Raw genomic sequence first — 11,162 nt, 5'->3', positions numbered from 1 at the left:
ATCGGCACGAGGCCGATGTCACGCAGACAGTATACGAGACGGGAATGGTACCAGAAGCGCCGCAATGTGAGCAGTCGACAAGACCCAGCAAAATACTCGGGATTGTGTCGGGCGATGCTTTTTCATACCATGAAGACAACATCTCAGGTAGAGAGTAACGTTTTATGAGCCAGCCCATCCAAATTACCGACAGCGCTCAAGAGTACCTTGCCGAGCTGTTGGCCAAGCAGAACGTCGAAGGCATCGCGGTGCGCATCTTCATTACCCAGCCGGGGACGCCATACGCCGAAACGTGCCTGGCTTACTGCCGGCCGGGTGAGGAAGAGCCGAGTGACGAAAGGCTCGACCTGGACAAGATCGCGGTGTATCTCGAGAAAAATAGCATTACATTCCTTGAAGAGGCGGTAGTCGACTTCAACTCGGACCGCATGGGTGGTCAGCTGACCATCAAGGCGCCTAATGCCAAGATGCCACAGGTTAACGCCGACAGCCCGCTTGAGGATCGCGTCAACTACGTGCTTTACAGTGAAATCAATCCCGGCTTGGCGGCGCATGGTGGTGAAGTTCGTCTGATGCAGTTGACCGAGGAGAATCTCGCCGTACTGCAGTTCGGCGGGGGTTGCCAAGGGTGCGCGGCGGTCGATATCACCCTTAAAGACGGGGTCGAAAAGACGCTGGTCGAGCGCGTCCCCGAGCTGGTCGGTATCCGTGACGTCACTGACCATACCGATGATACCAACGCCTATTACCGCTGATCGGCGCTGGGCGCGACCACTCCCAAATCGTGGAAGTCCCAAGCCAGTATCGAAAGCCCGCCATGTGCGGGCTTTCTTCATTACTAGCTCTGGCAGCCGGGGAGTGTCCTTATTCGAGCTAGACGACGAAGGGCGGTAGTGGCAGACGCGCCAGCTTTTCGCGCAACTCGCGATTGATGGCGTGCTGCTGCTCGAGCTCACGCTCTGCGCGCCGGTTGTCGCTTTGTGTTTGCTGTAATTGACCTTCGCTCTCCCGCAATTTGCTTTCCAATGCCTGCCGCTGGGAGGTTTCGCTGCGCGCTTTCTCCTCCAGCGTCGTGTACTGACGGCGCTGCTCGGCGAGTTCGGCCTGCACACGCTCGAGTTTCTGTTCCTGGGACGCCGTGCGTTTTTGGGCCTGTTTCTCGATATTCTGGCGCTCTTGGCGCGCGTCATCGAGAAGCCCCATCAAACGTGCTTCCGCCGCTTCGTGGCGCTGTTCTTCTTGTTTCAACTGAGTTTGATGCTCGCGCGAAAGTTCCGCCACGGCGTCGCGATGCTCGCTACGAGCGGTTTCCAGTTGGCGCTGATGTTTCTGGCATTCCTCGTCGAGCTGCTTCACGCGTCGTGCTTGCTGGGTTTCCTGCTGATGGGCCGCTTGCAGTTCGCTTTGTGCGTTGGCCAGCTGCATTGCCTTTTCTTCCAGCCGTGCCTGGGCCTGCTCGAAGTGCGTGTTCAACGCCGCTAGACGTTCTTCGGCGTCCGCTGCCTTGCGAGCGGCGGCTTGGGCCTCGGCTTGCGTTTCTTCGATACGCTGATCGGCTTCCTGGCGGTAATGCGCCAGGGATTCAGCCGCCAGTGACTGGGCTTTTTCCCAGAGATCCGTCATCCATGCCTGTAGCGCCTCAGGCGGGGTATCGCTCGTCGTGACATCCCGGTTCTTCTCTCGTCGTAAACGCCACTCCCGCAAATGATCGCTGATCGTCGTGAAGCTCCCCGTGCCCAGGATGTCGCGGATCTTCTGGACGGTGGGCGCGTCGTTTTGACGTAGCAGCGTATCGATCGCGTGTTGCACGTCCTCGTATTGAATGCCGTTGCGGGCCATGTCGAGTCCTTATGTACCGGCCGCCACACAGGGCGTTTGATTATTCCTTGCAGCATACCTCGTTACTCGGAATTGGCCAATATTACATTAAACATAATACGTAAAATACATTATGAAATTGGCAAAAAATTCAAGATTACGCGCATTATCTTGATTTTTTGAGCGTAACACCGGACACTGTCCGGCAATAGGGATAGAGAAGGCATCAAGCGCCATGCAGCACGAGCGAGGGCAGAAGCCGGAAGAACCTGAGCAGGAAGGACAACTCGAGGCGATCGTCGCGCTCGAAACGGGAACCGTGGCGATGGAGTCAACAGCGAAGGAAGCGGTTGAGGTGCGCGGCACAAGGCGTGGGGCGCACATCTCGGCCCATACCGATGTGGAAGCCGTGGCGTCCTGGTTGCGTGAATTCCAGTCGAGTCCTCAGACCTGGCGCGCGTATCGCAAGGAAGCCGAACGTTTGTTGTTGTGGCTTCAGCGGCGCGGCGAGGCGTTGGTCGACGTCCAACGTGACACCCTGGACACCTATGAGCGATTCCTGGCCGATCCGCAACCGGCGGCACTGTGGCAGGGACCGTCTCGGGCTCGGCATGCGCGGCAGTGGCGGCCGTTTCGTCAGCCGCTATCGGCGGCCAGCCGACGTCAGGCACTGGTCATTCTGCAAGGCATGTTCGCCTGGCTGGTCGAGGCAGGATGGCTCGAGCACAATCCGTTTCGTCTGATGCGCGACAAACGTCGGCGCATGGACAATCGCAGTGAACGTATCGAGCGTTATCTCGAAAGGACGCTGTGGCAACGCTTCTGGGCATGGCTACAAGTGCCGCCATCCCCGCAGGCGGGCGACGGCGCCTATTATCGTTGGGCGCGGCGTCGATTTCTGTTCGGCTTTGCCTATCTGCTGGCGCCGCGCCTTGGCGAAATGTCACAGGCCTGCATGGGAGACTTCATTCAGCGCGAAGGACGCTGGTGGTGGCGGGTCGTGGGGAAGGGCGACAAGCTGGCTGAGGTGCCGGTGCCGCCTGACATGATGACGCTGCTCGCGGATTGGCGAATGACGCTGGGCATGTCGCCGCAGCCTGAGCCCGACGATACCACGCCGCTGCTGCGTGCGCTGGATGGTCGGCGCGGAGTAGGGGGCAACCAGCTCTATCGGCTGATCCGCGAGGCATTTCGCGCAGGTTTCCATGCCCTTGATGATCTTGCCGAAGCCACGCGTGCGCCGTTGAAGCAGGCCACCCCCCATTGGCTGCGCCATACTGCGTTGACGCATCAGGCACAGGCCGGCGTGGAGCTGCGTTATCTGGCGCGTACCGCCCGCCATGCGCGCCTGGATACCACTGCGCGTTATCTGCACGCCGAGGCTGAAGAATGGCATCGTCAATTGGCACATCACCGGCTCACGGACGCCGACACGCATGACGATGGCACGTTATAATGGGCAAACGAATTGCGAGGAGGGCGCATGACAGCACGCGAAGCACAAGCCGAACTAGCCGATGAGTTCGCCATATTCGATAACTGGATGGATCGCTACCAGTACATCATCGACATGGGCAAACAATTGCCGACATTCCCTGAGTCGTTGAAAAGCGATGACACCAAGATTCAGGGTTGTCAGTCCAATGTCTGGATTCACGACCGCCTGGAGGATGGCCGGCTGCATTTCGATGCGACCTCCGATGCTGCCATCGTCTCGGGGCTGATTGCTGTTCTATTGCGGATCTACAACGACCGGCCGCCCAGTGAGATTCAGGCGACGCCGCCGGACTTCCTGGGCGAGCTTGGCCTCGACAAGCATTTGTCACCGACGCGCAGCAACGGGCTACATTCCATGCTGGATCGTATCTATACGGTGGCCAAGCAAGCCGCGTAGCTTGGCTGAATGGTGAGTTGCCGGATACGTGGAAAACCGTCAGTGCGTATCGGGGCGCTCGTGATCGGCGTGAGAGCCACATTCACCTGGTCCGGGCGGCACGGGGTCGACACCGCCGGGGTGGCCAGGATGGCATTTCAAGATTCGCTTGAGCGCCAGCCAGCCACCTTTTAAGGGGCCATGAATCTGGATGGCCTCCACGGCGTATTGCGAGCAACTGGGCCAGAAGCGGCAGCGCGGGCCGAGCAGGGGGCTGATGACGTACTGGTAGCCGCGCAGCAGGCCGATCATGAAACCGGAAAGGCACTTGCGAAGAAGGCGACGCATGGCGACTAGCGCTGGCCGTATAGCTCGGCGGGTTCCATCAGCGGGGCGCTGTCGACTTCCGAGGTTTCCTCGCCCAATGCAATGTAGAAGCAGCTACGCCGCCCGGTATGGCACGCAGGACCTTGCTGATCGACGCTCAGCAATAGAGTGTCACCGTCGCAGTCGAGGTACGCCGCCATTAGCCGCTGAACCTGCCCCGAGGACTCGCCCTTGCGCCACGGCTTGCCGCGTGAACGTGACCAATAACAGACACGTCCGGTGGTGAGCGTTTCCTCCAGCGCGGCCCGATTCATCCACGCCATCATCAATACTTCGCCACTCTCATGCTGCTGCGCAATGGCGGGAATCAGCCCGTCATCATTCCAATGCGCGGCGTCGAGGAGTGTGTTTGTCGGTTCGCGCGTGTCTTGCGGGGCCGGCTCGAGTTGCTTGAAGAGGTCAGTCATGGCATATCGTTGTCTTGGCGTTGATGAGTTAGGCAGAAGCTTGTGCAATGCACGACGCACACACCCCCAGTAGTTCGATAGTCTGCCGCTCGATACGATAGCCCTGTTGATGAGCCTCCTGAGCCAGTTGCTCATTGACGTTATCGAGATGCAATTCTTCCACTCGTCCGCATGCACGGCATATCAGAAGTTGAAAGCCATGCGCGTGTTCGGGACAGGGGCAGGCGACGTAGGCATTGAGCGACTCGATGCGATGTACCAAGCCTTGCTCGATGAGGAATTCCAACGCACGGTAGACAGTTGGAGGGCGCGCCGAGGCATGTTCCGTCGCGAGACGGTCAAGTAGATCATAAGCCTTGAGACCACCAGGCGATGTGGCGATCATTTCCAGAACACGCCGGCGTATCGGGGTGAAGCGCGCACCGTGCTGTTGGCACTGGCGTTCGGCCTGAGTCAGTAGCGCATGGGAATCGAGCATCGCAACACCATCGGTCTCGGTAATGCGGAGCATTCTACGCCGTTGCCTAGGGTGGGGCCAGACGCACCTCATTTTCAGACGTGATCATGCGGAGCTAGCCAGCTCGCCTTCCCGGGCGAAATGCTGCTGCGCGAAAGCGACGCGTGCCTCGATCGAGCGTGTCTCGGTCTGTTTCTCGATCAGGTCCAGCCGCCGCCGAAGTCCTTCGCCATTGGCCATCTGAATGGCTAGTCCCGGGCGTGCGTTGAGCTCGAGGAGCATTGGGCCGTGGTGGCGATCGAGTACCATGTCGGTGCCCAAGTAACCGAGCCCGGTCACTTCATAGCAACTGGCTGCCAGGTGGAGCAGGGCATCCCAGCCTGGAACGTGCAAGGAGGCCAGGCCACGACCGGTATCGGGATGGTCTTCACGGGGGCGATTGAACTGTACGCCTCGCAAGGCCGCCCCCGTGGTAATATCGAGTCCTACGCCGACCGCGCCCTGGTGCAAGTTGGCCTTGCCATCCGATGCCGCCGTGGAAAGGCGCATCATCGCCATGACCGGATATCCGCGGAAAATAATGACGCGGATATCGGGCACGCCTTCGTAGGTATACGCGGCGAAAACTTCATCGAAAGCGATCAATGACTCGATCACGGCGACATCGGATGTGCCGCCCAGCGAATAAAGTCCGGACAGTATATTGGATACGTGGCGTTCCAGGTCCACACGCTCGATACGCGCACCATTGGGCTTGATGTAACCACCATCCTGCTGACGTTCGACGACGAGAATGCCCTTGCCACCACTGCCCTTGGCGGGTTTGATGACGAAGCCGGGCGCGTCTTTCACCATCTCGATGACGTGCTTCACGTCGAACTGCGTGCTCACGGTGCCAATCAAGTCCGGCGTGGTGATTCCGTGGCGTTTGGTCAAGAGCTTGGTCTGCAGCTTGTCGTCGACGAGAGGATAGAGCCGGCGATCGTTATAGCGGCCGATGTAGCGTATGTTGCGGCGGTTCATGCCGATGACGCCCTTGGCTTGCAACCTGGCTGGAGTCGCCCACATGTCAGTCATCCTTCGCCAAGGGTTGGAAGCGTCGCAACTCCAGCAAACGGTACCCGGTATAATTCCCCAGCAGCAGAATCATGGACATGAGAATCAGCTGTACGCCCAGGAAGTTGAAGGTGATATGGCGTACCCAGGGATTGTTCATGGCCAGATAGGCCAGCACGGCGGTCAACAGGCTGCCAAATCCCTGCTTGAAGACTTCCTTGGGACCTTCTTCCTCCCATAGGATCGACATGCGCTCGATGGTCCAGGAGAGAATGATCATCGGGAAAAAGGTAATGGTCAGCCCTGCGTTGAGGCCGAAGCGATAGGCCATGACCGAGAATAACGAAATGATGGCGATGACCGTGATGATCACCGCCGACACTCGCGCCACCAGTAATAGATTGAGTCGCGATAGATAGCTGCGAATCACCAGGCCCACGGCGACGACGAGCAGGAAGCCGACCAAGCCAGTGATCAAGGTCGTCTGGATGAAGGCCAGCGCGATCAATACCGGCATGAAAGTACCGGAGGTCTCGAGCCCCACGAGAACACGCAGCAGCACGACGACCAGCGCTCCGATGGGAATCAAGAGGATCGTCTTGAAGAGTGCCTGTTCCTCGATGGGCAAGCTGTGAATGGAGAAGTTGAGCAGGGTGTCGTCGGCAAACTGATTACGCACCGCGACCGATGCCGGCTCGTTATGACGCAACATCGAGAAAGTCACGCGAGAGTTGCTGCCTCCCTGGACTTCGAGCACGGCATTGCCGTTACGCTCCCACAGCAAGAGATCATCCGGCTTGCCTTGATCGCCCGTCCGGGGGTTGATCAGTACCCATTTGTCGTTTTCGAACACTTGCAGCCACGGGGTCAGCGACTGTCGACGACGGCCGTCTTCCAGCCTCAAGCCATTGACGATCCGAGCGTGAACATCGGCTTGATTGAGCAAGCGGGTCAGCAAGACAGGACGCTCGTATTGAGAGAGCAGGAGTCGGGCGTTTTCTCCCTGACGTTGATCGGTGAATTCCTTGATCAACTCACGCGTGAACGTGAAGGCATCCGCCGAACGCGCATGTGCCTGACCAATGACTTCTCTGGCAGCCGTGTCGTAGGGCCGCTCCCAGCCGATATCGCGTTGCAATGCCGGGGGCTCGGCTAGAAACTCCTCCTCGCCATCGGTCACCAGCAGCTGAGCCGAGTAATAAAGTTGCTGGGGCCCATTGGCTTGCCGGATTGCCCACTGCGCATGGCGTGCCTTGTCGTCACGCAGATATGACAATCCGAATCCCGAGGAGGCAGTGTTTTCCGTCAGCAGACGAAAACCGGGCTGAGTGGAGGGCAGGGCAAGATCGACCCTGACGGGGCCGTTCTCGGCATCGAAATTGACCTGTGCCTCGACTTCCCACACCTGCCGTTGCTCACCCGGCATGAAGGGAACGTCGTAGTGAAAATGCCGGAAGATGGTCAAGACGATACCGATGGCCAGCAAGGTGCCGACCAACAGGTAAAAGGGCACTCGAGACATGCATTATCCTTGTCGATAAGGCGGCGCTGCTGTGACGCCGTCTAAAAACTAGAGGTTATCGAGATGGGCCATGGGGCCGACTCAGCGAGCTTCTTCCTCGCTATCGTTGTCCTGCTGGTCCTTGTCCGCCTCTGCTGCGCTCTTGCCACCGGGAAATTCCGGCCGCGGGTGGATGTAGGCCTGGCTGACGTCGATCAGCGCAATATCCATGAGGAAGCGCCGGCCCAGCAAGACGGGGTAATCGAGATGCGAGCGATCGTTGAGCGTGAACTCGACGCGCTGCTTCAGGGGGCCCAGTGTCATCAGCAAGCTGATCACGGGGCGGCTATCGGTACCCGATGCTTGAATGATCTTGACGCGGCGTGTCACCGGCGCCTCGATGACATCGTCACGCATACCGTCGACGGCTGGCTCATCATCTTCGAGCGCCAGCTTGAAACGCACCCAGCTTTCGCCATCACGTTCGAATTCCGTCACGTCATGCGCCGAAAGTGAGGAAGTATTGGCACCGGAATCTACACGAGCCTTGAGATAGGTGCTGACCGTGGGAAAGCCGACCCATTCATTGCGTCCCAGCATTTCCTTGCTGGCCGTATCGCTTTGCTCGATGGGACACGTGGTCACTACGCGCGGTTCTTGACCGATATTCTCGACATCGGCACGTAAATGACGCAGCAGCTTGCCATTGGCTCGCACATTGTTACCGATGCGCTGCGCACGCTCGGCTTGAACGCGTAACAGCTCGGTTTGGGTCGAGCAGCGTAGTGCCAGGTTGTTTTCTAGTCTTTCCAGGCGTTGGTTGAAAGCCGTCTCGGTCAAGTCGTCGGTGTGATGTGTCGCTTGTGGTGCGACGCAACCTCCGAGTGTCAGCACACCAACGCACAAAGCGGAAAGAAATAACGAGCGGGAGCGCATAGCATATTCCTGTCGAGGGCCATCTTGGCAACGCATTTAAAACGAAACGAGAGGGCGTGAGGCTCAGGCGCCTGAAAAAACGCGCTTGATCATACGGATTCAGTTGCTCAGGTGTCCATTACTGACACGAGATAAAATATAGTATTTAACATAATATATATTATGCGAACCCAGAGGTGTGCCAACACGAACACAATCGCCAACACTATTCATCGTCTATTATCGCCACCTTCCATGACGTTGAACGACGTCCTCACCAACTCATACACAAAAGAAAACGCTGCCATACTCGGCAGCGTTTTTGCGGTCGCACTAGACGCTAGCGCTTATTCGTCGAGCGGCGCGTAGGAGCCGTCTTCGCGGTGTACTTCACGCCCGGTCAAGGCGGGATTGAACACGCATGTGACGGTCATGCCTTTTTCCTTGCCGCGCAGCAGGTGTTCATCGTGCTGGTCGAGCAAATACATGTCACCGGCCTTGATGGGATGGATCTTGCCATCAGCCAGTGTTTCGACTTCACCTTCACCTTCATAGCAAAACACGGCTTCGAAGTGATGCTTGTAGTGGATGTGGGTCTCGGTACCCGGATGAATGCGGGTAATGTTGAATGAGAAACCAACATTGTCGTCGGCCAACACCAGGCGTGTACTGTCCCAGTTGCCGTTGTCGGCTTCGACGAAACGCTCGCTCTTGCGGCACTCTTCCAGGTTACGAATGATCATGTCGCGCATCCTCCATGGGGCTCAATAAAGGGCCCGCGATCTCGCGGGCCACATCCAAAGTCCACTGTAACGTATGTGACGATAACAACTTAGTGGACTAACGAATAGCGCGTTCAGGCTTGACCAATGACTTCCTTGACGCTGCGTTCAAGGATATCCAGACCTCCATTGAGGTCTTCGTCGGAGATGGTCAACGGGCACAGGCATTTGACGACCTGGCCGGAGTGACCTGACGTTTCGATGATCAAGCCGTTCTTGAAGGCTTGAGCGATAATCTTGTCGGCCATATCGCCGTCGACGACATCCAGGCCACGCATCAGGCCACGGCCACGTTCGCTGGCTTCATGCCCTTGCTCGGTCATGAAGGTGGCGATTTTCTGGAAGCGCTCTTCGACGATGCCGCCTTTACGCTGCACATCACGCTCGAAGGTATCGTCGCTCCAGAAGTGGCGCATGGCGGCGGCGGCTGTGACGAGAGCAAGGCTGAACCCACGGAACGTGCCGTTGTATTGACCAGGTTTCCAGATGTCCAGTTCTGGGCGCATCAGCACGTGAGCGAACGGCAGTCCGTAGCCTGACAGCGATTTGGAATTGGTGACGATGTCCGGTTTGATGTCGGCATGCTCGAAGCTGAAAAACTTGCCGGTACGACCGCAGCCTGCCTGAATGTCATCGACGATCAACAGGATGTCGTGGGCGCGGCAGATTTTCTCCAGGTGTTGTAGCCATGGAATGCTGGCCGGATTGATACCGCCCTCGCCCTGCACCGTTTCGACGATCACGGCGGCGGGAATATCGAGACCGCTGGAGTTGTCGCCCAGCAGTTTTTCGAAATAGCTCAGGGTATCGTTGCCTTCGCCCATGTAGCCATCGAAGGGCATGAAGCTTCCGCTCTGCATCGGGATGCCGCCGGTGGCTTCACGGAATTTGCGATTACCCGTAGTGGCCAGCGCCCCCATGGTGACCCCATGGAAACCATTGGTGAAGGCGACGATATTATGACGCCCTTTGGCATTGCGCGCGATGCGAATCGCGGCTTCCACGGCATTGGTACCCGTCGGCCCCGGGAGCTGAACCTTGTAGTCCAGCCCACGCGGTTTGAGGATCACCTCTTCGAGAGTTTCCATATACTCGCGTTTGGCCTGGGTCCACATGTCGAGGCCATGAACGATGCCGTCTGACGCGATGTAATCCACCAGCGCCTGCTTGAGGTGGGGATTGTTGTGGCCGTAGTTCAGCGTGCCGGCGCCCGCGAGGAAGTCGATGTACTGCTTACCGTCTTCAGAGTGCAGACGGGCACCCTTGGCTTCCGTGAAAACGGTGGGAAACGAACGCGAATAGGTCCGAACTTCAGATTCCATACGTTCGAGAATCTCGGTCTGCATAGATTGCCTCTTTAAGCGGGTCAAATTCGTTGCGGCTCGAACGGGCCGATTCGGACGAGATTTTCCGGATCGTGCTCGCCACCCAGTTGCCCTGTGGAGAAATACTCACGGCTGTTCAACGGTGCCTGCCAATGGTTGGCAAGGCGTTTGAACAGACCCCACGATGCCTCATTATCGGGTGTGATGGTAGTTTCGAGATGGCGGACATCGCTCATCCCGGAGCGTAGCAGTACGGCTTCGACGAGACGCCGTGCCAAGCCCGTTCCGCGGGCTTTCTCACCGACGGCCACTTGCCACAGGAAATAGGTATCCGGCGCGTTGCGCTTCACGTAACCGGAGACGAAACCGACGATCTCCCCTTCTTCGTCCGTGGCCACAGCACAGGTGTCGCGAAACTGCGTCGCGAGCAGTAGATAGGCGTATCCTGAGTTGACATCCAAGGGGGGGCACGCTTTGACGAGCTCGTAGATTCCCCACCCATCATCGGTCGTGGGCTTGCGGATAAAAAGAGTCTTCTGTGCACTGCCGATGACGGTGTCGGCGACGCTAGGACGCGCCAGATCGGCGGAAGGCGTGAAGTTCTCGGTCGTGGGTGTCATATCCATTTTCGCTAATGGCGA

At 58.1% G+C, this 11,162-nt stretch carries 13 protein-coding genes; 3 read left to right on the top strand and 10 right to left on the bottom strand.

Features of this window, described 5'->3' with window-relative positions; all coding sequences use genetic code 11:
* Positions 1 to 164 precede the first annotated feature (164 nt).
* Entirely contained in the window at positions 165 to 755 is a 591-nt protein-coding gene (gene nfuA / locus OP495_RS06240) for a Fe-S biogenesis protein NfuA (protein ID WP_280561989.1), read from the top strand.
* Between the two features lie 118 nt (positions 756 to 873).
* Here the strand turns inward: nfuA and OP495_RS06235 are convergent, their stop codons facing one another.
* On the bottom strand, positions 874 to 1,839 hold the full coding sequence (locus OP495_RS06235) for a DNA-binding protein (RefSeq protein ID WP_280561986.1): 966 nt from the start codon (positions 1,837 to 1,839) through the stop codon (positions 874 to 876).
* A gap of 304 nt (positions 1,840 to 2,143) precedes the next feature.
* Between OP495_RS06235 and OP495_RS06230 the strand changes: the two genes are divergently transcribed.
* Entirely contained in the window at positions 2,144 to 3,274 is a 1,131-nt protein-coding gene (locus OP495_RS06230; protein WP_280567927.1) for a site-specific integrase, read from the top strand.
* 27 nt (positions 3,275 to 3,301) lie between these two features.
* Positions 3,302 to 3,712: a SufE family protein gene (locus OP495_RS06225; RefSeq protein WP_280561985.1), complete on the top strand. Its 411-nt coding sequence runs from the start codon at positions 3,302 to 3,304 to the stop codon at positions 3,710 to 3,712.
* A gap of 39 nt (positions 3,713 to 3,751) precedes the next feature.
* Here the strand turns inward: OP495_RS06225 and yidD are convergent, their stop codons facing one another.
* The 9 genes from yidD to ectA form a co-directional block, all read right to left on the bottom strand.
* Positions 3,752 to 4,039, bottom strand: coding sequence for a membrane protein insertion efficiency factor YidD (yidD, locus tag OP495_RS06220; RefSeq protein WP_280567887.1), 288 nt, complete (start codon positions 4,037 to 4,039; stop codon positions 3,752 to 3,754).
* Positions 4,040 to 4,044: 5 nt separating this feature from the next.
* Positions 4,045 to 4,485, bottom strand: coding sequence for a phosphoribosyl-AMP cyclohydrolase (gene hisI / locus OP495_RS06215; RefSeq protein WP_280561983.1), 441 nt, complete (start codon positions 4,483 to 4,485; stop codon positions 4,045 to 4,047).
* 28 nt (positions 4,486 to 4,513) lie between these two features.
* The gene (locus OP495_RS06210; protein ID WP_280562372.1) at positions 4,514 to 4,963 is read right to left on the bottom strand and encodes a transcriptional repressor; all 450 of its coding nucleotides are present in this window, start codon (positions 4,961 to 4,963) and stop codon (positions 4,514 to 4,516) included.
* Between the two features lie 84 nt (positions 4,964 to 5,047).
* Complete coding sequence (locus OP495_RS06205; RefSeq protein WP_280561982.1) at positions 5,048 to 6,010, bottom strand: alpha-L-glutamate ligase-like protein; 963 nt, start codon at positions 6,008 to 6,010, stop codon at positions 5,048 to 5,050.
* 1 nt (position 6,011) lies between these two features.
* Complete coding sequence (locus OP495_RS06200; RefSeq protein WP_280567885.1) at positions 6,012 to 7,520, bottom strand: inactive transglutaminase family protein; 1,509 nt, start codon at positions 7,518 to 7,520, stop codon at positions 6,012 to 6,014.
* 81 nt (positions 7,521 to 7,601) lie between these two features.
* Positions 7,602 to 8,435, bottom strand: a complete 834-nt coding sequence (locus tag OP495_RS06195) for an ATP-dependent zinc protease (protein ID WP_280567882.1) — start codon at positions 8,433 to 8,435, stop codon at positions 7,602 to 7,604.
* 326 nt (positions 8,436 to 8,761) lie between these two features.
* Positions 8,762 to 9,157: an ectoine synthase gene (locus OP495_RS06190; protein ID WP_280561975.1), complete on the bottom strand. Its 396-nt coding sequence runs from the start codon at positions 9,155 to 9,157 to the stop codon at positions 8,762 to 8,764.
* Between the two features lie 113 nt (positions 9,158 to 9,270).
* Entirely contained in the window at positions 9,271 to 10,542 is a 1,272-nt protein-coding gene (gene ectB / locus OP495_RS06185; protein WP_280567880.1) for a diaminobutyrate--2-oxoglutarate transaminase, read from the bottom strand.
* A 20-nt stretch (positions 10,543 to 10,562) separates the two neighbouring features.
* A complete protein-coding gene (gene ectA / locus OP495_RS06180; protein ID WP_280561971.1) occupies positions 10,563 to 11,141 on the bottom strand; it encodes a diaminobutyrate acetyltransferase in 579 nt (192 codons plus the stop codon).
* Positions 11,142 to 11,162 lie beyond the last annotated feature (21 nt).

This window comes from Chromohalobacter sp. 296-RDG, from assembly GCF_029889885.1.
Taxonomy (GTDB): Bacteria; Pseudomonadota; Gammaproteobacteria; order Pseudomonadales; family Halomonadaceae; genus Chromohalobacter.
This window is presented reverse-complemented; position numbering and strand designations above follow the sequence as displayed.